Below are 21123 nucleotides of genomic sequence, written 5' to 3' on the forward strand. Positions count from 1 at the left end.
GATGAGACACATTATTTCGCTATTACTAGAAAACCAGCCAGGTGCTCTGTCTCGTGTTGTCGGTTTGTTCTCGCAGCGTGGTTACAACATCGAGAGTCTGAACGTATCGCCAACTGATGATGAGACGTTATCACGCCTGAACATCACAACTACCTCGGATGAAATGCAGCTGGAGCAAATCCAGAAGCAGCTGCATAAGCTGATCGACGTCCTGAAAGTTCAGGAAGTGTCTGAGTTTGAGCACATTGAGCGTGAGTTGATGTTGGTGAAAGTCAAAGCCAGTGGTTTTGCCCGTGCTGAAGTAAAACGTACCGCTGATATTTTCCGTGGTCAGATTGTGGATGTGACAGCCTCGCAATACACCGTGCAGCTTGCAGGTGCCAGTGAAAAACTCGATGCTTTTATTGATGCGATTGCTGAAGTCACCGAAGTGATTGAAGTGGCCCGCAGTGGTGTTGTTGGGATTGCGCGTGGAGAACGCGCGCTACGTGGTTAATCAGTATTCAATGAAATAAAAAAACCAGCCGTTTGGCTGGTTTTTTTATTTCTCAATCAAACGGAGCTGAGACTCCATTTTGCTGCATTAGTGCAGAATACGCGCACGAATCGTGCCGTCGATCTCTTTCAGTTTCGCCAATGCTTCTTCTGAACGTTCCGCTTCAACATCGACAACCACGTAGCCAATATCAGCAGACGTTTGCAGGTACTGCGCCGCAATGTTGATACCGTCTTGAGCAAAGATGGTGTTGATTTGGGTCAGAATACCTGGACGGTTCTCGTGAATATGCAACAGACGAGAAGTGTTGCGGTGCTCTGGCAGAGAAACTTCCGGGAAGTTGACGCTCGACAGCGTTGAACCGTTGTCTGAGTATTTCGCCAGTTTGCCCGCGACTTCAATACCGATGTTCTCTTGCGCTTCCTGAGTTGAGCCGCCCACGTGCGGAGTCAGAATCACGTTGTCGAACTTCATCAGTGGTGATTCAAACGCTTCTTTGTTTGACGCTGGCTCAGTCGGGAATACGTCGATGGCTGCACCAGACAGATGACCCGATTCCATTGCATCGCAAAGAGCTGGGATATCGACCACGGTGCCGCGCGCTGCGTTGATGAAGATTGAGCCTGGTTTCATGCGTGCAAATTCTTCTTTGCCCATCATGTTTTTAGTTTCTGGAGTTTCAGGCACGTGCAGAGAAATCACGTCACATTTATTCAGCAGTTCGCTCATGGTGTGAACTTGAGTGGCGTTGCCCAGCGACAGTTTGTTTTCAATGTCGTAGTAGTAAACGTGCATACCCAGGTTTTCAGCAATGATACCCAACTGAGTACCAATGTGACCGTAACCGATGATGCCCAGGCGTTTGCCACGTGCTTCGTAAGAGTTGTCGGCACTCTTTTTCCAGATACCGCGGTGAGCCAGAGCGTTTTTCTCCGGAATGCCGCGCAGCAGAAGCAGGATTTCGCCCAGAACCAGCTCGGCCACACTGCGAGTGTTTGAGAACGGTGCGTTAAACACCGGAATACCACGTTTAGCTGCAGCGCTCAGGTTAACTTGGTTCGTACCGATACAGAAACAGCCGATCGCAACCAGTTTATCTGCAGCGTTGATGACGTTTTCGGTCAGGTTAGTGCGCGAGCGGATACCAATGAAGTGAACATCTTTAATGGCTTCGATCAGTTCTGATTCTTCCAGGGAGCCCTTGTGGTATTCAATGTTGCTATAGCCGGCAGCTTGCAGAACTTCTACTGAAGATGGATGAAGTCCTTCAAGGAGTAGGATTTTAATTTTGTCTTTTTCCAGTGAAACTTTGGCCATTATTCTCGTCCTTAAATATGGGAAGGTGGGCTAATGAAGCGAACATAAAGCGAAACGTGCAATAACTGAGCCTTTTATAAGAAAGCAAACGTTTGCATTGTGTATCTTCTACGCAATAAATTAACAAACTTTTTTTGTTTTGGGTAAGAAAATTACGGAATAAGGCATAATTTTCTTAGAGAAAAGAAACAAAAAACGGCACCCTGAGTGCCGTTTGTAATCTAATGACGGAAAAAAGACGCTTTTTCCAATCTTATTCTTCGATTTTCGCCCCTTCAGGGGTGCCGGTGATAACAACGTCAGCACCACGGTGGGCGAACAGACCGTTCGTTACCACGCCTGCAATCGCGTTGATTTTGCTTTCCAGATCTTTTGCATCTGTAATGCGCATGTTGTGCACATCCAGGATGATGTTGCCGTTGTCTGTGACTACGCCTTCACGGTAAACCGGATCGCCGCCCAGTTTGACCAGTTCGCGTGCGACATAAGAGCGCGCCATCGGAATCACTTCCACTGGCAGTGGGAAAGCCCCCAATACGTCAACCGCTTTGGTGCCATCAACGATACAAATGAATTTGTCCGCAATCGCTGCCACGATTTTTTCGCGGGTCAGCGCCGCGCCACCACCTTTGATCATTTCACGGTGTGCGTTAATTTCGTCTGCGCCATCCACATACACATCCAGACCAGCGACGTCGTTGCAGTCGAACACTTCAATACCTAAACCTTTCAGTTTTTCCGTTGAAGCAATCGAGCTTGATACAGCCCCTTTAATGTCATCTTTGATCGAACCCAGAGCGTCGATGAAGTGATTCACCGTTGAACCGGTGCCGACACCGACAATGCTGCCTTTCTCTACATATTTCAGTGCAGCCCAACCGGCGGCTTTTTTCATTTCATCTTGAGTCATGCCTATCTCCTGATTTCGATTCTGTGGGGGAACGCGTTTGCGCGGCGCGATTATACCCTCAAACCAACGGGAGATGTACTCTGATAGCGGCATAATCACCTCACTTAATTATGCAGAGATCACGCTTTCCACTGCCAAATTTGGCTGGGGGTGACGATCTTCGGTAACGGTATATCCCAGGCTTCGGTGGGCAGCTGTTCAACATGCTGACAATCATGTGCCAGTCCCATCGGCTGGGCACCTTCCCCGGTTTTAAACCAATGCGCCAACGTACGATCGTAATAGCCGCCACCCATGCCAAGGCGATGGCCGTGAGAGTCGAATGCAACTAAAGGTGTGCAGATAAGATCGAGCTCTTTAACCGGTTTCACCAGTGTTTGGTCGAGTTTGGGCTCCAGAATACCGAATTTGTTATACGTCATCGGCGTGGAGCTTTGATAGTGAAGAAATAGCAGGTGACCCGCAGAAAAGGGATGTAATACGGGCAGGTAGATGGCTTTGCCTTGCGACCATAACCATTCGATCAGCGGTTGAGTGTCGAGCTCGCCGTCGGTCGACAGGTAAAGAGCAATATGATGACAGGTTTGCATTTCAGGCAGAGCGGCAAAACGGCAGATCAAATCCTGGCTCGCTTGATATTGAATGTCGCTGGACAGCTGATTGCGTTGTTGTCGAACGAGCTTACGCAGCTCATGACGAGAGTATTGCATAGAGGGACCCCAGAGTGCCGTTGAGGATTGTAGCCCTTGAACCAGCTGGTTCAAGGCGGATCAGCAATGATAACCGTAGGCTTCTCGGTACAAGCCGAGCATGCTCAATAGCTACCAAGTACTAACCCTTACGTGTTGCTTATCGGCTCAGGGACATAAATCCGCTGACGAACACTCCAGGGAAAATCTTTGGATGGTAAAGGCTACAGCTCTCCTGGCTTGACTTTACTGAGTGCTTCTTCAAGCGAAGCCGTGAGCTTTTCCATTCGCTCGCTCATTTCCGACTGCTGGCCATCTTTTTCTTGCTGCTTGGTTTGCAGCTCATAACAGATGTTCAGTGCGGCGATTGTCAGTAACTTTACCTCATTCGATACCTTAGTACGATCAGCCATTTCTTTCAATCGTCGGTCGAGGTCCTGTGCGGCACGCAACAATGGTTCTTCTTGCCCTGGCGGACAATTGACCCGTGTTACTTTGCCTAAAATTTCAACGTCAACCGCTTGATTACTCATGATAAATGAACTCTATTGGCGTAACTAAAGATGATATCGCTTACGTGACCATCGAGGGTCAAACTATAGGTAAAGCGTTCCTAAGATTCAAGCTTTTCACACACGGAAGCTAGATTTGGTTGGGCAAAAACACAGTTCTTGGGCAATTTGCATAAAAGCTGGTCACAATTGGCGACGCGAGCGTTTTCGCCGGATCGTTGAAGTGGTACGATTGGACATATTTTTTTAATGACGAGCCCATTATGAGCGACAACACTTTTCCAAATTATGCAAACTTAGCCTCCGAACTGCAATCGGCATCACTGGGTGTCACGCCGGCAGAGTTGCACGGTTTGCTCACCGGTATGCTGGCTGGCGGGTTGAGTTTGAGCGATAAAAGTTGGCAGCCGCTGATTTTTGATTACACCAATGATGGTATGGGCTGGCCGATGCAGGTGCTGGCACTGGCTGAGCAGACGCTCAAAGCGACTAACGCAGAACTGACCAGTACCGATTTAGAATTGACTCTGATGTTGCCAGTCACAGAAGGTGAAGAAGCACTGTTCCAATTTGCTGATAGCGTGGCGGAATGGGTTAATCATTTCATTTCCGGCCTGGGGTTGGTCGACGCGAAATTACAGAGTGCGTCAGACGTCGCGAAAGAAGCGCTGGAAGATCTGGAAGAGATCGCCAAGCTGGGTATCGATGAAGAAGATGATTTTGAAGAGCAGGCTCAGTTACTGGAGCAAGTCATTGAGCACGTGAAGGCCTGCGTTCTGACGCTACACGCAGAATTCGGCGTCAAACCACAACAAGATTCTGAACCAACCATTCATTAAGTGAGGCGGCAGTGAGCGAGGCAAAGTCTTTTGATGTGATTATTGCTGGTGGCGCGATGGCTGGTGCCACTTTGGCACTGGCGTTGGACTCCCTCAGTCAGGGGGGGCTGAACATCGCGGTGATCGAAGCGTATCAGACGAATCACCACGCCCACCCGGGATTTGATGCCCGCTCGATTGCTCTCTCATATGGTACGGTTGGGATTCTGCAAAAACTGAAACTGTGGTCTGCGATTCAACCCGTGGCTACACCGATCACTCACATTCATGTATCTGACCGCTTTCATGCGGGGATGACGGATATTACTCGCGAATCTGCTGGCGTTGATGCGCTGGGTTACGTCGTTGAACTGGCTGATGTCGGCCGTATTTACGCGGAAAAAATGGCGCAGTACGCTGCGATTCATCAATTTTGTCCGGCCAGTGTATCGACGGTAGAACGCAGTGATGCATCGGTCACAGTGACACTGAGTAACGGTGAATGCCTCAACGGTAAATTGTTGGTGGCGGCTGATGGCGCGGTATCTACCTGTTGCCAGCAGATCGGTTTAGAGCTTAAAGAACACGATTTCGAGCAAGTGGCCATCATTGCCAATGTTGTTGCCAGCCAACCACACAAGGGCCGCGCCTTTGAACGTTTTACGTCGACGGGGCCGGTGGCGCTGCTGCCGATGAGCGACAACCGTTTGTCGCTTGTGTGGTGTTTGCCTCCCGAAGAGGCGGCAAACGTGATGCAATACAGTGAGAGCGAGTTTCTGGCTGAATTGCAGCAGGCATTTGGCTGGCGTTTAGGTCGTTTGACGAAAGCGGGTGAGCGCAGCGCGTATCCGTTGCTGCTGCGTTATCGCGAGCAGAATGTTTCTCACCGCTTTGCGATTGTCGGTAATGCCGCGCAAACCCTGCATCCTATCGCCGGTCAGGGATTCAACCTTGGTATTCGCGATGTCGCGACGTTGGCAGAAGAACTGACCCATGGCGATGAAATTGGCGGCTACGCGCAGCTGAACCGTTTCAGAAAGCGCCGAGAAGCCGATCGAGAGGCGACCATTGCGCTTACTTCAACTCTAGTGCACTTGTTCTCGAATGACTGGCTGACATTAAGAATCGGACGAAATCTGGGCCTGGCTGCGATGGATAATCTGCCAGTGCTGAAAACTCCGTTGCTGCGCCGCACGCTGGGTGTGGTAAATCGATAAAAGGTACAAAATTATGATGCAAAGCGTGGATATTGCGATTGTCGGCGGCGGAATGGTCGGACTGGCTTTAGCGGCTGCATTCAAAAACACCGATTTGCGAATTGCCGTGATAGAAGGCAAATTGCCGCAAGAAGGGTTGAGCGAGCTGCCAGATGTGCGTGTTTCGGCGCTTAGCCGTTCCAGTGAAATTATTTTGCAGAACCTGAACGCCTGGCAGGGAATCAAGGCCCGCCGAGCGGCACCTTACACTGCGATGGAAGTGTGGGAACAAGACAGTTTTGCCCGCATTGAATTCAGCGCAAATAGTCTCACTCAGCCTAATCTGGGGCACATTGTCGAAAATCGCGTGATTCAACTGGCGCTGCTGGAGCAGGTTAAACAGCAATCCAACGTCTCTTTGTACATGCCGGCAAGTTGTCAGAGCCTGGCGATTGGTGAAAGCGAAGCGTGGCTGACACTGAGTAACGGTCAGTCGCTGACAGCGAAACTGGTTGTGGGCGCAGATGGGGCGAACTCCTGGGTACGCAAACAACAAGACATTCCGCTGACGCACTGGGATTATGGTCACAGCGCGGTGGTGGCAAACGTGCGAACGACTGAACCGCATGAATCGGTGGCGCGTCAGATCTTTACGCCGCAAGGTCCGCTGGCATTTCTGCCTATGGGCAATTCGCACATGAGTTCCATTGTCTGGTCGACAGACCCGAACCGCGCTGAACGCTTGGTCGCTATGGATGCGAGTGAGTTCAATAAAGCCCTGACGGCTGAATTTGACGTCAAACTGGGCGTGTGTGAAGTCGTTGGTGAACGCCATGCGTTTCCGCTCAAAATGCGTTACGCCCGAGACTTTGTCGTCGAGCGCGTCGCCCTCGTTGGTGATGCGGCGCACACCATTCATCCGCTGGCTGGGCAGGGGGTCAACCTTGGTCTGCTGGACGCCGCGAGTCTGGCGCAGGAAGTGATGGCGTTATGGCATCAGGGGCAGGACATCGGCAGTAAGCGTAACCTGCGTGGATATGAGCGTTGGCGTAAAGCGGAAGCGGCGAAAATGATTGCCGCAATGCAAGGCTTTAAAGATTTGTTTGCTGGTAACAATCCAGCCAAAAAATTGATTCGTGGTATCGGTATGCGTTTGGCGGGGCAACTGCCTGGGGCGAAAGATGAAATCATGAAACATGCGCTGGGCTTAAAAGGCAACTTGCCTGAACTGGCGAAAATAAATCGCGCTTCTCATATCGCGTAACATGATGTGCGACAAAATGGCAAAAGGGTTGGCAATCGCCAACCCTTTTTAATTCGTTTCGAGAGCGTTACGCGTACGCACAGCGTAATCTTCTTATCTCCAGATTCACTTCTTTGACGGTCTGGAAGTGCCGCTGTTCTGCGCGGTCCGGCAACATCAGTTTGCCGTTGTCGAATTCAAATTTACCTACGCCGTAGATATATATTCTTCCCTTAAAAAGACGACTTACGTGTTTAGCAATCATACCTGGTGTATAGCGCTTAAACAGTCTCATACTTCGATCCTTTGTTTGTTTTCGCACTGCAAAGTATATGGAAACCCCTGAGAAAATAGTGTGATTGAGCTAGGGATACATGCAGTATTAGCTGACCAATTTAGATATTTGTGCTGCTGTAAGCAAATCCATGGATAAATATCCACAATTGTGTGACTTTTACCTCAAATAGATAGGGTTGACGAAACTTCCTCTCTAACCGAGACGGCGCTCATTAAGCCAGAGGAATATGACAGTTTTAAGAATAGTTGGCTTTAAGAAAAACGGGTAAAAAAGATGTCATATTTCTGCATAAAAAAAGCCCGCAATCAGATGCGGGCGAAATAGTCACAGATGCATTACACAAAAAGTGGATGTCCTGAAACAATCAGTGGATTCACTTTTTTGTTGGAGAAGGATATCAACAGAGTCGTACCTCTGTGTGAACTTTAACCAACGAAACAGAGAGTAAACTAAAAAAAATGGCGTGACTATTTATGTTTTTAAATTGGATAAAAATTCACAACAAAATAATCTTAAATTAGAAGTTGATCACGATCACATGTAATGGATTGCATGGTTTGCATCACTTATTCACGTTGAATGTGTGCAAACTGAGGCTGACAAAGTTGTACGAGATCGTTTACGTCGAGCGCGATACCTGCCAACGTCGAACCGCTGCTGATAGTGACCAGCGGTTGTTGCAAAATAGCGTGATCAAAAATGATCGGCATGGGGGTTTTGAGTAACAGTGGTGTGACGGTGCCGAGCGCATAGCCCGTGATCGTTTCCACTTGCGAGAGATCCACGCACGTCATTCGTCGCCAATTAAGTAAGGCGCGCACTTTTTTGGGATCCACATTGCGATCGCCCGGAGCGCAAGCCAGAGCGAGATTATCCCCCATATCACGCAATAAAATACATTTGACCATTTGGTTGGGCTTAATGCCGCGTTGGCGCGCAGCATCTTCGATCGTGGTCGCGGGTGTAAGGTGCGGCAGCAGGCGATAGGGTACCTGCTGCGCATCCAGATATTGGGTGATTGGTGTGCTGATGGTGTTATTCATCATCCAGTGAATACGGCAGTGGCTGAATTGTCCAACGGGTTCCCGGTTGAGCCGTCAGACGCAGTTCCGTGCCTTCTTCCAGATTGTTAGGTAACACAATCAAACCAATAGCGGTGTTATCGGCAAAGGTGTAGTGCGCTATTAAGCGGCCTGCGCTGCGCCAGTTTTCACCGACAGAACGTTCCATTTCCTGTGCATCACTGTTGGTCAGTGGCTGAGTGACGTCGCCCGCTACGATGTACATCGCACGTTTATTAATGCCGCGGTATTTTGCGCGCGCGACGGTTTCCTGACCGGTGTAACAGCCTTTGGTAAAGCTGATGCCGCCGACCGCCTGAACGTTGACTGCTTGAGGAATGTGTTCGTTTTGGTCAGCGCGCTCGATCACTGGAATTGCTTCTTCAATGTCAAAGCGTGTCCAGAGTGTGGCGTCGACTTTAGTGGCATCGGTGCTGGTCGCCAATTGTTCTGCGGCCTCTGGGGTGACGAACAGTAACCAGCGTAGGTCGCTGATACGAACCGCTGTTCCGCCTTGGATTGCACGCACGTCGCCTTGTGAGTCGCTGAGACGATCAATATAAGCCTGTGCTTGCACGCCCATCACGCCGAGCGCGATATCCTGGCTTTCAGTAATCTCGACTTTGGAGAAAATGGCGTACTTTTTCAGTTCACGCAGCTCTGCTTCAATCGCGGATTGTGGCTGAAACATAGCGTAGCCATCGTGATGATGAAACAGTCGAAATACCGACCATACTTTGCCTTTGGCATCGCAGTGGGCACCGAATGTGGATTGATCGCTGGCCAGAGTCACAACGTTACAGGTGACCTGACCTTGCAGATAGCTTTTCTTGTCTGCGCCGACCATAGTGATTGCGCCCCAAGAATCAAGATAAGTGAGCATCAGCTCAGGCAGAGTATCGCTTGCGTTGACGCTGAGCGGAGAGAATGTGTTTTTCCAGTCCATGTCCTTCACCTAAGTGAAATAATTTCCACTATGTTAATCTGGATCAACTTTTTTGTCAGCTTGAACAGGGACTGTGACTGAGCTACTAGTTGAGCAAGCCCGGTGTTTGATAAACTTGGCCGCAAATAATCATAAGGTGAGGATAACCGATGTACACCGCGGAAGAAAAAGCGCGTATTAAATGGGCCTGTCGTCGTGGAATGTTAGAGCTTGATGTTGTCATCATGCCATTTTTCGAAGAGTGTTTTGATACGCTGACTGAATCAGAACAACAAGACTTTGTTTCTTTGCTTGAGTGTGATGATCCGGATTTGTTTACTTGGGTCATGGGTCATGGTCGTTCAGAGAATCTTGGTCACGCCGCTATGGTAGACAAGATTGTCGCTCATAACCTCAGCAAAGTGCGTTAAGCTCCACCTAACTCCTTCTTATAACGCCCGCGTTGTCGCCACCATGGTCTTTGGTTGTGTGCTGTGGGCGTTACTTCTCTCTCCAACTCCCCTTGTTGTTACATTACTCATTATCGGTATGGGCATGGCTCTGCCTATGCAGCAATGGTTGACTCCTGCGCTCTGCGGCGATGTTGAAATCGATTTTTCCGGTAGCGTTCAGATCGGTGACGAGCGGTATGCAATTTCTCGCGTGCAGTACCTGTTTGCTTTTGCGTTTATCGTAATGGAGGGGCAAGGGCGGCGCTGGCTGTTGTGGCGCGACAGCTGCTCCGAACGGGAATACCGTCAATTATTGGTGAGACTAAAACGGGAGCTGTAGCGCTCCCGTTTTTAGGATTTATTCCTGCTCCGGCGTCAGAATTGTCGGACCGCTGTCTTCCTGAAGTTCTGGGTAATCGAGCGTGTAGTGCAGGCCTCGGCTCTCTTTGCGCTGCATCGCACAACGTACCATCAGCTCTGCAACTTGCAGCAGGTTACGCAGTTCCAGCAGGTTGTTCGATACGCGGAAGTTGCTGTAGTACTCGTGAGTTTCCTGCTGCAACAGTTGGATGCGGCGTAATGCGCGTTCCAAGCGTTTGTCGGTGCGCACGATACCCATGTAGTCCCACATAAACAGGCGCAGCTCGTGCCAGTTGTGCTGAATGACCACTTCTTCGTCTGAGCAGGTCACCTGACTTTCATCCCAGCCTGGCAGGCTAGGCGGCAGTTGAGCGTCTTTCAGTTTACTCAGGATATCTTTCGCTGCTGACCAAGCGTAAACCACACACTCCAACAAGGAGTTCGATGCCATGCGGTTGGCGCCGTGCAGGCCGGTGTAGCTCACTTCGCCAATTGCATAAAGCTGATCAAGGTCGGTCTGACCGTTCTGATTGACCATCACGCCGCCACAGGTGTAGTGCGCGGCCGGAACAATCGGGATCGGCTCTTGGGTCATATCGATACCGAGATCCATCAATCGGCTGTAGATCATCGGGAAATGCTTTTCGATGAAATCGGCGGGTTTGTGGCTGATGTCGAGATACATGCAGTCTGCGCCAAGGCGCTTCATTTCAAAGTCTATCGCGCGGGCGACCACGTCACGTGGCGCAAGCTCGGCGCGTTCATCAAAGTCCGGCATAAAACGCGAACCATCCGGACGGCGCAGATAGGCGCCTTCGCCGCGCAGCGCTTCGGTGAGCAGGAAGTTACGGGCATCCGGGTGATATAAACAAGTCGGATGGAACTGGTTAAATTCCAGGTTGGCCACTCGGCAACCGGCACGCCACGCAATCGCGATCCCGTCACCGGAAGAGACATCCGGGTTTGAGGTGTACTGGTACACTTTTGATGCGCCGCCAGTGGCGAGAACCACAAACTTGGCGCGAATGACTTCGACGTGTTCTTCGTTACGGTTCCAGACATAGGCACCGACGACTTTGTCGGCGCGGCCGCCAACTTTATCTTCAGTGATTAAGTCCAGCGCGTTGTAGCGCTCAAGCAACGTAATGTTCGGGTGATTATGAACGTTGTCCTGCAGAGACGTTTGCACGGCCATGCCAGTGGCATCGGCGGCATGCAGAATGCGGCGATGACTGTGGCCGCCTTCACGAGTCAGGTGATAACGCGGCTCGTCTTCGTCACTGTCTTCTTCTTTATCAAACGGTACACCGCCATCGATCAGCCACTGCACACACTCTTTGGCGTGTTCGGCAATAAAGCGAACCGTGCCTTCTTCGCAAATCCCTGCGCCGGCAATGAGAGTATCCTGAACGTGAGAATCAATGCTGTCCGATTCATCAAACACGGCGGCAATTCCGCCCTGAGCATAATAGGTTGACCCTTCGCTGCGAGGGCCCTTACTCAGAACGATGACTTTGCTATGCTTGGCCACACGCAGGGCTAACGACAAGCCTGCGGCACCACTTCCCACGACTAATACATCACACTGATGTTCTCGGTTGGCGTTCATAAAATGTTTATATTCCCGAACTAAAGTTAGAGTGGTCCTACTCTAAGTTTAAAATACAGCACGCTGTGTTCCCGTTGCCCGCTAGCGAGATTGAGCAACCGTGTCATCTGAATGGCCTAATTGTCAGGGAACAATACAACGTGAGTCCGTTTTGCTTCAAAGTGTCGGGTGGTCATAGGCATGACCCGAAATTCTTTGAGGGCTTTATCTTCGCGCTAAAAGCAATACTTTGTAAATGCTATTGTCTTTTCCGATTCCTGTCCCCAATATTCAGGGAGTTTTCCAGGAACCTAGATTACATCACAATGCGATTGGTGAATGGTAAAAAAATTCACACAGAATTGAACTTTCCCTGCGCGGCTGAGTCACAATAGTGCTCATGTAGGCAGTGGTGTCAAGATAACATTCTGCATAATTAGAGCCCATATCTGAGAAGGTACGGGATATAACAATAGGAGTAACCGCTCGAATGAACGAGCAGCTGACCGATCAAGTGTTGATTGAGCGAGTTCAGAACGGAGATAAGCAAGCGTTTAATCTTTTGGTACTGAGATATCAAAACAAGGTCTGCAATCTTATCTCCAGGTATGTGAGCAATTCAGGAGATGTGGCGGATGTTGCCCAGGAAGCCTTTATTAAGGCTTATCGCGCTATTCCGACCTTTCGCGGCGAAAGTGCGTTTTACACTTGGCTTTACCGTATTGCTGTTAATACCGCAAAAAATCACATCGTGGCGCAAAGCCGTCGTCCGCCGGCAAATGATGTTGATGCTGAAGAAGCTGAATTTTACGAAAGCGGCAACGCGTTAAAAGAAATATCGAACCCAGAAAACATTACGCTGTCCAAAGAGTTAAAGCAGGCGGTGTTTAGTGCGATAGAAGCGTTGCCTGAAGATTTAAAAACCGCGATGACGTTGCGCGAGCTTGATGGCTTGAGTTACGAAGATATCGCAGAAGTCATGGATTGCCCCGTAGGTACGGTGCGTTCTCGTATCTTCCGTGCTCGTGAAGCGGTAGAAAAGAGAATCAAACCTCTTTTATAGCGCAAACCGGCAAAAACAATGGTGAAAATAATGGCTGACAAAGAGAAACTTTCAGCTCTCATGGATGGAGAACTGGTCGACAAGCTGCTGATTCAAGAATTGGCCAGCGACAGTGACAGTCTCGACACGTGGAAAAATTACCATCTGATTGGTGATGTGATGCGTGGCGATGCGCCTGTACGACCAGAATGGGATATCGCTGAAAGTGTGGCATTAGCGTTGGAAAATGAACCTGCGCATACCTCGTTTAGCACTGCCAGCACAAATGTTACCGACCTCAACCAAGCCCGCGTCGAAGCTCAGCCAAAACCTGAGCAGGCTCGCCGTCAGTTACCAGCTTGGTTATCCCAGTTTGGACAAGTTGCCGTTGCAGCTTGCGTATCTTTAGCGGTAATCATTGGTGTGCAGCAATACGGCGGCGGTGACGGCACAACGCCACAGCAGGATCAGTTACCTGTGCTGCAAACGGTTCCGTTTTCAGGCAGTGCAGAACCTGTTAGCCTGACTCGTGAATCTGTCGAAAGACACAGTAATGAAGCGAATGTTCAAGAGCAGCGTCGTCGTGTAAACGCCTTGCTGCAAGACTATGAACTGCAATTAAGATTGAACAGTGAGAACCTGGGTTCTCAGTCCGATCCAGTCGAACCGGTAGTTGAATGAAGAAACTTCTGATCAGTGTGCTGACACTGTTCAGTTTGGGCACCAGTACCGCCTTTGCAGAGGAAGAATCTGCAGAGGCGTTGTTGCATCAAATGAACGAAGCCAGTCAGCATCTCAATTATGAACTGTCTTATATCCTGATTAAGAAAAACAGCATTGAACCTTTGTTGTATCGTCATGCGCGTGAAGCCAACGATCAACAGCTGGCTCATCTGGTGTACCTCAGTGGGCCTGTGCGCGAAGTGATTCGTCGTGGCAACGAAGTCAGCTACGTCGAGCCGGGTGTTGAACCTTTCACGATCGAATCGGGCAACATGGTGGCACCGACCATTCCGATGCTCAACAGCGATGTTGATGAACTCAGCCAGTACTACGACTTTGTCAAAGTAGGGCGCGCTCGTGAAGCTGGCGCCGCTTGTCAGGTGCTGCGTATCGTCCCGAAAGATGGTCTGCGTTATTCGTATGTGTTGTGGGTTGATGAACACAGCAATCTGCCGTTACGCGCCGATCTGGTTGACCGCGATGGTGAAGTGTTGGAGCAATACCGCACCATTTCATACTCAGTCAGCGACAAACTGGCTGAACTGATGGCCGGGCTGAATAAAGTACAGCTGCCGGAAGTGCTGTCACTGCCTAAAGGCAATATCACTGACACATTCTGGTCGGTGGGTTGGACACCGGAAGGCTTTAAACCATTGGAGCTGAACCGTTACCGCATGGCGATTACGGAACGTCTGGTGGAGAGTCAGATGTTCTCTGATGGGCTGTTCAGTTTTTCTGTCTATGTGTCTGCCAGTGACAACTTCTCCCTTAAAGGTCAGTTGGTTCGTCAGGGCCGCCGCACGTTGCACAGTTTTGTGAAAGGCGACAGTGAAATTTCTGTGGTGGGTGATATTCCGCCGGATACCGCCAAACGCATCGCACAATCAGTGGTGTTCCATACTGACGGAGCACCGAAACCATGATGACCGCATTAGCCACAGTGACTGCCGTAGCAAGCCAAAAACACGGCTATCATGTTGAACTCAGTTGTGAGCAGCAGACCAGCTGCAACAGCTGTGCGTCTTCAAAAAGCTGTGGCACAGGGATTGTCTCGAAAGCGATCGGCAATAAATCACTGTTCTGGCAACTGGATACCGACAAAAAAGTCGAGCAGGGCCAGGTGGTTGAAATCGGTTTTCCTGAGAAAAGCCTGCTGCAGTCAGCGGCGCTGGTTTATCTGGTTCCGCTACTGATGATGATTCTCGGCGCCTGGCTGGCGGATGCCTGGCTGGCACCGCTGCTCGGCATGGGCGAAGGCGTGATTATCCTCACGTCTCTGCTGTTTATCGGATTAGGCATCGCGATGGCGAAACGCTGGTCGACGCGACTGGAGAAGCGCTCTGCACAAGAGGTGGTTCTGCTGCGTGTCCTTGGACAACCCATCGCCTAAATTATGGTGCGAACCCCAACGAAATTGGGTAGAATCGGCCAACTTGAATGAAATGCCGCCAGCTGCGGCCTTTCTTATGTCCTAATTAGTAAAGAGTTTAGTCATCCCAAACCTATGAAGCACATTCGTAACTTTTCGATTATCGCCCACATTGACCATGGTAAATCGACCCTGTCTGACCGCTTAATCCAAGTCTGTGGAGGCTTAAGCGACCGTGAAATGGCCGAACAAGTTCTTGATTCCATGGACCTTGAACGTGAGCGTGGTATCACCATCAAAGCGCAGAGTGTGACTCTCGATTACCATGCAAAAGATGGCGAAACCTACCAACTTAACTTCATCGATACTCCGGGACACGTGGACTTCTCGTATGAAGTGTCTCGTTCTCTGGCTGCGTGTGAAGGTGCACTGCTGGTGGTGGACGCGGGTCAAGGCGTAGAAGCGCAAACATTGGCCAACTGTTACACCGCGATCGAAATGGATCTGGAAGTCGTGCCAATCCTGAACAAGATCGACCTGCCAGCGGCAGAGCCGGAGCGTGTGGCTGAAGAGATTGAAGACATCGTCGGTATCGATGCGATTGACGCTGTACGTTGTTCAGCGAAAACCGGCGTTGGTGTTGATGATGTACTGGAAAAAATCGTGTCTGCGATTCCAGCACCAGAAGGCGATCCTGATGCACCGCTGCAAGCGCTGATCATCGACTCTTGGTTCGATAACTACCTGGGCGTAGTGTCTCTGGTTCGAATCAAAAACGGTAAGCTGAAGAAAAACGATAAGATCAAAGTGATGAGCACTGGCCAGGTTTGGGGTGTGGATCGCTTAGGTATTTTCACACCAAAACAAGTCGACACTAACGATCTCGAAACGGGTGAAGTGGGCTGGGTTGTGTGTGGTATTAAAGACATTCTTGGCGCGCCAGTCGGTGATACCCTGACGCTGGCGAAGAACGGCTGTGACAAACCATTGCCAGGCTTTAAGAAAGTCAAACCTCAGGTTTATGCGGGTCTGTTCCCGGTGTCGTCTGACGACTACGAAGCTTTCCGTGATGCGCTGGGTAAACTGAGCCTGAACGATGCGTCGCTGTTCTACGAACCAGAAACGTCTGCGGCTCTGGGCTTTGGTTTCCGTTGTGGTTTCCTTGGCATGCTGCACATGGAAATCATTCAGGAACGTCTGGAGCGTGAATACGATCTGGACCTGATCACCACGGCACCAACCGTAGTGTACGAAGTTCTGAAGACTGACAAAGAAATCATGCATGTTGATAGCCCGGCCAAACTGCCTGCTATTAACGATGTAGAAGAAATTCGCGAGCCGATTGCGCGCTGTAACATTCTGGTTCCAGCGGATTACCTGGGTAACGTGATTACACTGTGTATTGAAAAACGCGGTATTCAGGTTGACATGGTTTACCACGGTAATCAGGTTGCGCTGACGTACGATATTCCTATGGCCGAAGTGGTTCTGGATTTCTTCGACCGTCTGAAATCGACCTCTCGTGGCTACGCTTCTCTGGATTACGGCTTCCAGCGTTTTGAAGCGTCGAACATGGTACGTGTAGACGTACTGCTGAACGGCGACAAAGTGGATGCTCTGGCGATCATCACGCACAAAGATCAGTCTCAGACGCGCGGTCGTCAACTGGTTGAGAAGATGAAAGAGTTCATTCCTCGTCAGATGTTTGATATCGCGATTCAGGCGGCGATCGGTAACCACATCATCGCGCGTTCAACCGTGAAACAGCTACGTAAAAACGTACTGGCGAAATGTTACGGTGGTGACGTGAGTCGTAAGAAGAAACTGTTGAAGAAACAGAAAGAAGGTAAGAAACGCATGAAGCAAATCGGTAACGTTGAGCTTCCACAAGAAGCGTTCTTAGCCATTCTTCACGTAGGCAAAGACTAAACTCTGTTGTCTACGTTAGGTTGCTTGCATTAACTCTCAAGTGAAAGGGTCTCGGCTCTTTCACTTTCGTATTTTTAGATAAGGGAAGTCAATGGCTAATACATTTTCACTCATTCTGGTCATCATCACACTCGTGACTGGTGTCATTTGGGCACTGGAAAAATGGGTGTGGGCGAAGAAGCGTCAGGCAAAAATGGCGCAACTACAAAGTGAAAACCACGTTATTGATGCCTCTTTGACGGCGAAAATCCATCCACAACCGTGGTGGGTGGAAAACTCGGTGTCGATTTTCCCTGTGATTGCGTTTGTTCTGGTGCTGCGTTCGTTTGTGTTTGAACCGTTCCAGATCCCGTCCGGTTCGATGATGCCAACTCTGCTGGTGGGCGATTTTATTCTGGTCGAAAAATACGCATACGGTCTGAAAGATCCGGTGTGGCGCACGCAACTGCTCGAAACGGGCAAACCACAACGCGGCGATATCGTGGTATTCAAATACCCGAAAAACCCTAATGTGGATTACATCAAACGTGTGGTCGGCATGCCGGGCGACACGGTACGCTACAGCAGTACCAAAGAAGTGTGTATTCAGCCAAAAGGCGAATCGCAATGCAAACAAGTGAAGCTTTCCAACGTGGTGGAGAGTCCGTTCATTCAGAATAATATCCCGCTGATTCAACTTGATGAGCAGCTGGGACAAGTGAAACACAACATTCTTATTAACCCGCTGCGCATTGACGATGTCGCTGAATATCAGCCGCGCCGTGGTGTGAACGAATGGGTGGTTCCACAAGGGCACTATTTTGTGATGGGTGATAACCGTGACAACAGTGCTGACAGCCGTTTTTGGGGCTTTGTTCCAGAAGCTAACTTAGTCGGTAAAGCCGTGGCGATTTGGATCAGCTTTGAGTTTGATCGTACGCCAGACAGCGTGCTGCCGGCTTGGATTCCAACTGGTGTGCGTTTCAACCGCATCGGTGGCATTAACTAGGTCAGCGGCAGCTGATCGCAACACATCGAGAGAGTATGAATTCTCCAATTAGTAGACTAGAAACTAAGCTCGGCTATCAATTCAATAATGCTGAGCTTATCTCTTTGGCGCTGACACACCGCAGCGCCAATGGTAAACACAATGAACGTCTTGAGTTTCTGGGCGATTCAATTTTAAGTTTTGTCATTGCAGATGATCTTTATCGTCGTTTCCCGAAGGTAAACGAAGGCGACATGAGTCGCATGCGTGCAACTTTGGTGCGTGGTAATACGCTTGCAGAACTGGGCCGTGAATTCGACCTAGGAGATTACTTAAAATTAGGTCCAGGCGAGTTGAAGAGTGGCGGTTTCCGTCGTGATTCAATTCTGGCCGATGCAGTAGAAGCGATTATCGGTGCCATCTATCTCGATAGCGATATCGAAATGGTGCGCACTATTGTGCTGAGCTGGTATCAGTCTCGTCTGGAAGCGATTAAGCCGGGCGTTTCGCAAAAAGACCCGAAAACTCGTCTGCAGGAATTCCTTCAGGGCAGAAGAAAACCGCTGCCTGTCTACACTGTGACTAATATTAAAGGTGAGGCACACAATCAGGAATTCACTGTAGCGTGTGAAATTGCAGGCATCGGAGAGCCTGTAATTGGTAAAGGTACGAGCCGCCGCAAGGCAGAACAAGCGGCTGCAGAAACGGCACTAGAGCAATTGACAAATGTCTGATCAAGAATTCGATATCGATGCATATTTTGCATCCAGTGGTGAAAGTTCATCTTCACCAGACAATCAACACTGTGGTTTCGTGGCGATCGTCGGTCGTCCGAACGTAGGTAAATCGACGCTGCTGAATAACATTCTCGGCCAGAAGATTTCGATCACGTCGCGCAAACCACAAACCACGCGTCACCGCATCATGGGCGTGGACACCGATGGTGATTATCAGGCGATTTACGTCGATACACCGGGACTGCACATTGAAGAAAAACGCGCCATCAACCGCCTGATGAACCGGGCGGCGAGCAGCTCGCTCAGCGACGTGAATCTGGTGTTTTTTGTGGTGGAAGGCACGCACTGGACTGCCGATGATGAGATGGTGCTGAACAAGCTGAAGAATGCCAACTTCCCCGTGGTGCTGTGTGTCAATAAAGTCGACAACGTAAAAGACCGCAACGAAGTCATGCTGCACATGATGGATCTGTCGAACAAGATGGGCTTTGTCGATGTGGTGCCAATTTCCGCCAAGCTCGGCAAGAACGTTGACGTGCTGCGCAAGCATGTGCGTGATCATCTGCCAAAAGCGGTGCACCATTTTCCGGAAGAGTACGTCACTGACCGCTCTCAACGCTTTATGGCATCAGAAATCATTCGTGAAAAGCTGATGCGCTTCACTGGTGAAGAACTGCCATACTCGGTGACCGTTGAGATTGAACGCTTTGACTACAACCCGGAAACCGACGGTTTCCATATCAACGCCCTGATTCTGGTTGAGCGTATCGGTCAGAAGAAAATGGTGATTGGTAACAAAGGTGAGAAGATCAAAACCATCGGCACCCAAGCTCGTCTCGATATGGAAGAGCTGTTTGGCCGCAAGGTGTATCTGGAAACCTGGGTGAAAGTGAAATCGGGCTGGGCGGACGACGAACGTGCGCTGCGCTCACTGGGTTATATCGACGACCTGTAATTTATCCTGCACTGGCTCCGTTACGGGGCCAGTGTTTTATTGACGCCTTACCCACTGCGAGAACGGATTTCCTCTATATGTCAGACGGCCTACAACGCTGCTTTGTGCTCCATCGGCGTCCGTACAGCGAAACCAGCCTGATTCTGGATGTGTTCAGCGAAGAGTACGGACGACTGACGTTGCTTGCCAAAGGTGCGCGCAGTAAGCGCTCCAATCTCAAAGGTGCATTGCAGCCGTTCACGCCTCTGTTGCTCAAATGGTCGGGTAACAGTTCGATGAAAACGCTGCGTCAGGCAGAAGCGATCAGTCTCGGGCTGCCGCTGTCGGGTATCCATCTCTATTCGGCGATGTACGTCAACGAACTGGTTGGACGCGTGCTGGCACCAGAAGTACCATCGCCGGGGCTGTTTCATGACTATCTGTTTGCGCTGACCGAACTGGCTCAGTGCGATAATCCGGAGCCGCCGCTGCGCCGTTTTGAACTGGCTCTGCTCTCTTCTATGGGGTACGGCGTTGATTTTCTTCACTGCGCGGGAACGGGGGAGCCGATCGATCCGGACATGACTTACCGTTATCGCGAACAAAAAGGCTTTATTGCGTCGGTGCGGCGCGATAACCTGACATTTCTTGGCAATGAACTGATCGCTATCAGTGAACGCCGCTTCACCTCCAAAGAGCAGCTGCAGGCGGCAAAACGCTTTACACGTATTGCCTTAAAGCCGTATCTTGGCGGTAAACCTTTAAAAAGCCGGGAATTGTTCCGGCAAGTAACGCAACCCAGAGCACGGAGTATAGGAAAATGAGCTCAATTCTTTTAGGTGTGAATATCGACCATGTCGCCACTTTGCGTAATGCACGCGGCACCAAATATCCGGATCCAGTGCATGCGGCGGAAATCGCAGAGCGTGCGGGTGCGGATGGTATCACCATTCACCTGCGAGAAGACCGTCGCCATATCCTGGACCGTGATGTGCGCATTCTGCGTGAAACGATTCAGACCCGTATGAACCTGGAAATGGCGGTGACGGATGAAATGGTGGAGATCGCGCTGCAAACGCAACCGGAATTTGTGTGTCTGGTTCCGGAAAAACGTGAAGAGCTGACCACTGAAGGTGGCCTGGACGTGATTGGCCAGCTGGAAAAAGTCAAAGCGGCAACGCAAAAACTGACCGCAGCAGGTATCAAAGTGTCACTGTTCATCGATGCAGACCGTGAACAGATTGACGCGGCAAAAGCGTGTGGCGCACCGTTTATCGAGCTGCACACTGGTCACTACGCGGATGCTGAGTGCGAAGTGGAACAGCAGAACGAACTGAAGAAAATCGCCGCCGCCGCAAGCTACGCGGCCGATCAAGGCATCACTGTCAACGCTGGTCACGGCCTGACGTACCACAACGTCGCGGCGATTGCAGCGATTCCGGAAATCTACGAACTGAATATCGGCCACTCGATTATTGGTCGCGCGGTATTTGATGGTCTGTCAAAAGCAGTCGCGGACATGAAAGCCGTGATGGAAGACGCGCGTCGTTAATCAGC

24 protein-coding genes and 1 other RNA gene are annotated in these 21123 nt (G+C 50.2%); 16 read left to right on the plus strand and 9 right to left on the minus strand.

Annotated elements, in window-relative coordinates:
- Position 1 precedes the first annotated feature (1 nt).
- Positions 2–496 (plus strand): acetolactate synthase small subunit, encoded by a 495-nt coding sequence (gene ilvN, locus DYA43_RS01480; RefSeq protein WP_020332142.1) that lies wholly within the window; start codon positions 2–4, stop codon positions 494–496.
- A gap of 87 nt (positions 497–583) precedes the next feature.
- On the opposite strand, the gene serA is transcribed toward ilvN, so the two are convergent.
- The 5 genes from serA to DYA43_RS01505 all read right to left on the minus strand — a co-directional run bounded on the left by serA (position 584) and on the right by DYA43_RS01505 (position 3945).
- Positions 584–1813: a phosphoglycerate dehydrogenase gene (gene serA / locus DYA43_RS01485; RefSeq protein ID WP_024373485.1), complete on the minus strand. Its 1230-nt coding sequence runs from the start codon at positions 1811–1813 to the stop codon at positions 584–586.
- A 253-nt stretch (positions 1814–2066) separates the two neighbouring features.
- Positions 2067–2723, minus strand: coding sequence for a ribose-5-phosphate isomerase RpiA (gene rpiA / locus DYA43_RS01490; protein ID WP_020332144.1), 657 nt, complete (start codon positions 2721–2723; stop codon positions 2067–2069).
- 119 nt (positions 2724–2842) lie between these two features.
- Complete coding sequence (locus DYA43_RS01495; protein ID WP_061056126.1) at positions 2843–3433, minus strand: 5-formyltetrahydrofolate cyclo-ligase; 591 nt, start codon at positions 3431–3433, stop codon at positions 2843–2845.
- Positions 3434–3435: 2 nt separating this feature from the next.
- Positions 3436–3619: non-coding RNA, 6S RNA (ssrS, locus tag DYA43_RS01500), on the minus strand.
- A gap of 17 nt (positions 3620–3636) precedes the next feature.
- On the minus strand, positions 3637–3945 hold the full coding sequence (locus DYA43_RS01505) for a cell division protein ZapA (protein ID WP_024373483.1): 309 nt from the start codon (positions 3943–3945) through the stop codon (positions 3637–3639).
- A gap of 242 nt (positions 3946–4187) precedes the next feature.
- Between DYA43_RS01505 and DYA43_RS01510 the strand changes: the two genes are divergently transcribed.
- From DYA43_RS01510 to DYA43_RS01520, 3 genes are read left to right on the plus strand one after another with little or no spacing between them, the layout of a single operon-like run.
- Positions 4188–4763: a YecA/YgfB family protein gene (locus DYA43_RS01510; protein WP_061056127.1), complete on the plus strand. Its 576-nt coding sequence runs from the start codon at positions 4188–4190 to the stop codon at positions 4761–4763.
- A gap of 11 nt (positions 4764–4774) precedes the next feature.
- Complete coding sequence (ubiH, locus tag DYA43_RS01515; RefSeq protein WP_061056128.1) at positions 4775–5959, plus strand: 2-octaprenyl-6-methoxyphenyl hydroxylase; 1185 nt, start codon at positions 4775–4777, stop codon at positions 5957–5959.
- 13 nt (positions 5960–5972) lie between these two features.
- Complete coding sequence (locus DYA43_RS01520) at positions 5973–7202, plus strand: FAD-dependent 2-octaprenylphenol hydroxylase (protein ID WP_061056129.1); 1230 nt, start codon at positions 5973–5975, stop codon at positions 7200–7202.
- Between the two features lie 67 nt (positions 7203–7269).
- On the opposite strand, the gene DYA43_RS01525 is transcribed toward DYA43_RS01520, so the two are convergent.
- The 3 genes from DYA43_RS01525 to ygfZ all read right to left on the minus strand — a co-directional run bounded on the left by DYA43_RS01525 (position 7270) and on the right by ygfZ (position 9486).
- Positions 7270–7476: a DUF1107 domain-containing protein gene (locus tag DYA43_RS01525; protein WP_020332150.1), complete on the minus strand. Its 207-nt coding sequence runs from the start codon at positions 7474–7476 to the stop codon at positions 7270–7272.
- Positions 7477–8045: 569 nt separating this feature from the next.
- Complete coding sequence (locus tag DYA43_RS01530; RefSeq protein ID WP_020332152.1) at positions 8046–8522, minus strand: aminoacyl-tRNA deacylase; 477 nt, start codon at positions 8520–8522, stop codon at positions 8046–8048.
- Entirely contained in the window at positions 8515–9486 is a 972-nt protein-coding gene (ygfZ, locus tag DYA43_RS01535) for a tRNA-modifying protein YgfZ (RefSeq protein ID WP_061056130.1), read from the minus strand. The genes DYA43_RS01530 and ygfZ overlap by 8 nt, the downstream gene beginning before the upstream one ends.
- Positions 9487–9635: 149 nt before the next feature.
- Here ygfZ and DYA43_RS01540 point away from each other — a divergent pair, with 149 nt between their 5' ends.
- Both DYA43_RS01540 and DYA43_RS01545 read left to right on the plus strand, forming a co-directional pair.
- Positions 9636–9896 carry an FAD assembly factor SdhE gene (locus tag DYA43_RS01540; RefSeq protein ID WP_024373477.1) on the plus strand — a complete coding sequence of 87 codons (261 nt, stop codon included), beginning with the start codon at positions 9636–9638 and terminating at the stop codon, positions 9894–9896.
- Positions 9897–9939: 43 nt separating this feature from the next.
- Positions 9940–10257 carry a protein YgfX gene (locus DYA43_RS01545; RefSeq protein WP_115241592.1) on the plus strand — a complete coding sequence of 106 codons (318 nt, stop codon included), beginning with the start codon at positions 9940–9942 and terminating at the stop codon, positions 10255–10257.
- 18 nt (positions 10258–10275) lie between these two features.
- On the opposite strand, the gene nadB is transcribed toward DYA43_RS01545, so the two are convergent.
- A complete protein-coding gene (gene nadB, locus DYA43_RS01550) occupies positions 10276–11886 on the minus strand; it encodes an L-aspartate oxidase (protein ID WP_020332155.1) in 1611 nt (536 codons plus the stop codon).
- 469 nt (positions 11887–12355) lie between these two features.
- On the opposite strand from nadB, the gene rpoE reads away from it, so the two are divergent.
- From rpoE to pdxJ, 10 genes are all read left to right on the plus strand, one after another.
- Positions 12356–12928, plus strand: coding sequence for an RNA polymerase sigma factor RpoE (rpoE, locus tag DYA43_RS01555; RefSeq protein ID WP_020332156.1), 573 nt, complete (start codon positions 12356–12358; stop codon positions 12926–12928).
- Positions 12929–12958: 30 nt separating this feature from the next.
- The gene (locus tag DYA43_RS01560) at positions 12959–13588 is read left to right on the plus strand and encodes a sigma-E factor negative regulatory protein (protein ID WP_047459139.1); all 630 of its coding nucleotides are present in this window, start codon (positions 12959–12961) and stop codon (positions 13586–13588) included.
- Positions 13585–14553: a sigma-E factor regulatory protein RseB gene (rseB, locus tag DYA43_RS01565; RefSeq protein ID WP_020332158.1), complete on the plus strand. Its 969-nt coding sequence runs from the start codon at positions 13585–13587 to the stop codon at positions 14551–14553. Before DYA43_RS01560 ends, rseB begins: the two co-directional genes overlap by 4 nt.
- A complete protein-coding gene (locus DYA43_RS01570) occupies positions 14550–15020 on the plus strand; it encodes a SoxR reducing system RseC family protein (RefSeq protein ID WP_020332159.1) in 471 nt (156 codons plus the stop codon). The genes rseB and DYA43_RS01570 overlap by 4 nt, the downstream gene beginning before the upstream one ends.
- 114 nt (positions 15021–15134) lie before the next feature.
- Complete coding sequence (gene lepA, locus DYA43_RS01575; protein WP_020332160.1) at positions 15135–16928, plus strand: translation elongation factor 4; 1794 nt, start codon at positions 15135–15137, stop codon at positions 16926–16928.
- Between the two features lie 91 nt (positions 16929–17019).
- Positions 17020–17916 (plus strand): signal peptidase I, encoded by an 897-nt coding sequence (gene lepB, locus DYA43_RS01580; protein WP_061056131.1) that lies wholly within the window; start codon positions 17020–17022, stop codon positions 17914–17916.
- Positions 17917–17951: 35 nt separating this feature from the next.
- A complete protein-coding gene (gene rnc, locus DYA43_RS01585) occupies positions 17952–18629 on the plus strand; it encodes a ribonuclease III (RefSeq protein WP_020332162.1) in 678 nt (225 codons plus the stop codon).
- Positions 18622–19587, plus strand: a complete 966-nt coding sequence (gene era, locus DYA43_RS01590) for a GTPase Era (protein WP_061056132.1) — start codon at positions 18622–18624, stop codon at positions 19585–19587. The genes rnc and era overlap by 8 nt, the downstream gene beginning before the upstream one ends.
- A gap of 77 nt (positions 19588–19664) precedes the next feature.
- Positions 19665–20390, plus strand: coding sequence for a DNA repair protein RecO (gene recO, locus DYA43_RS01595; protein ID WP_061056133.1), 726 nt, complete (start codon positions 19665–19667; stop codon positions 20388–20390).
- Positions 20387–21118 (plus strand): pyridoxine 5'-phosphate synthase, encoded by a 732-nt coding sequence (gene pdxJ, locus DYA43_RS01600; protein WP_020332165.1) that lies wholly within the window; start codon positions 20387–20389, stop codon positions 21116–21118. Before recO ends, pdxJ begins: the two co-directional genes overlap by 4 nt.
- The last annotated feature ends 5 nt before the right edge of the window (positions 21119–21123 follow it).

The organism is Vibrio fluvialis (genome assembly GCF_900460245.1).
Taxonomy (GTDB): domain Bacteria; phylum Pseudomonadota; class Gammaproteobacteria; order Enterobacterales; family Vibrionaceae; genus Vibrio; species Vibrio fluvialis.

Bases quoted from the DNA above. Each gene is read 5' to 3' on its own strand.
- ilvN (WP_020332142.1), top strand. From the start codon at position 2: ATGAGACACATTATTTCGCTATTACTAGAAAACCAGCCAGGTGCTCTG.
- serA (WP_024373485.1), bottom strand. From the start codon at position 1,813: ATGGCCAAAGTTTCACTGGAAAAAGACAAAATTAAAATCCTACTCCTT.
- rpiA (WP_020332144.1), bottom strand. From the start codon at position 2,723: ATGACTCAAGATGAAATGAAAAAAGCCGCCGGTTGGGCTGCACTGAAA.
- DYA43_RS01495 (WP_061056126.1), bottom strand. From the start codon at position 3,433: ATGCAATACTCTCGTCATGAGCTGCGTAAGCTCGTTCGACAACAACGC.
- DYA43_RS01505 (WP_024373483.1), bottom strand. From the start codon at position 3,945: ATGAGTAATCAAGCGGTTGACGTTGAAATTTTAGGCAAAGTAACACGG.
- DYA43_RS01510 (WP_061056127.1), top strand. From the start codon at position 4,188: ATGAGCGACAACACTTTTCCAAATTATGCAAACTTAGCCTCCGAACTG.
- DYA43_RS01520 (WP_061056129.1), top strand. From the start codon at position 5,973: ATGATGCAAAGCGTGGATATTGCGATTGTCGGCGGCGGAATGGTCGGA.
- DYA43_RS01525 (WP_020332150.1), bottom strand. From the start codon at position 7,476: ATGAGACTGTTTAAGCGCTATACACCAGGTATGATTGCTAAACACGTA.
- DYA43_RS01530 (WP_020332152.1), bottom strand. From the start codon at position 8,522: ATGAATAACACCATCAGCACACCAATCACCCAATATCTGGATGCGCAG.
- ygfZ (WP_061056130.1), bottom strand. From the start codon at position 9,486: ATGGACTGGAAAAACACATTCTCTCCGCTCAGCGTCAACGCAAGCGAT.
- DYA43_RS01540 (WP_024373477.1), top strand. From the start codon at position 9,636: ATGTACACCGCGGAAGAAAAAGCGCGTATTAAATGGGCCTGTCGTCGT.
- DYA43_RS01545 (WP_115241592.1), top strand. From the start codon at position 9,940: ATGGTCTTTGGTTGTGTGCTGTGGGCGTTACTTCTCTCTCCAACTCCC.
- nadB (WP_020332155.1), bottom strand. From the start codon at position 11,886: ATGAACGCCAACCGAGAACATCAGTGTGATGTATTAGTCGTGGGAAGT.
- rpoE (WP_020332156.1), top strand. From the start codon at position 12,356: ATGAACGAGCAGCTGACCGATCAAGTGTTGATTGAGCGAGTTCAGAAC.
- DYA43_RS01560 (WP_047459139.1), top strand. From the start codon at position 12,959: ATGGCTGACAAAGAGAAACTTTCAGCTCTCATGGATGGAGAACTGGTC.
- rseB (WP_020332158.1), top strand. From the start codon at position 13,585: ATGAAGAAACTTCTGATCAGTGTGCTGACACTGTTCAGTTTGGGCACC.
- DYA43_RS01570 (WP_020332159.1), top strand. From the start codon at position 14,550: ATGATGACCGCATTAGCCACAGTGACTGCCGTAGCAAGCCAAAAACAC.
- lepA (WP_020332160.1), top strand. From the start codon at position 15,135: ATGAAGCACATTCGTAACTTTTCGATTATCGCCCACATTGACCATGGT.
- lepB (WP_061056131.1), top strand. From the start codon at position 17,020: ATGGCTAATACATTTTCACTCATTCTGGTCATCATCACACTCGTGACT.
- rnc (WP_020332162.1), top strand. From the start codon at position 17,952: ATGAATTCTCCAATTAGTAGACTAGAAACTAAGCTCGGCTATCAATTC.
- era (WP_061056132.1), top strand. From the start codon at position 18,622: ATGTCTGATCAAGAATTCGATATCGATGCATATTTTGCATCCAGTGGT.
- recO (WP_061056133.1), top strand. From the start codon at position 19,665: ATGTCAGACGGCCTACAACGCTGCTTTGTGCTCCATCGGCGTCCGTAC.
- pdxJ (WP_020332165.1), top strand. From the start codon at position 20,387: ATGAGCTCAATTCTTTTAGGTGTGAATATCGACCATGTCGCCACTTTG.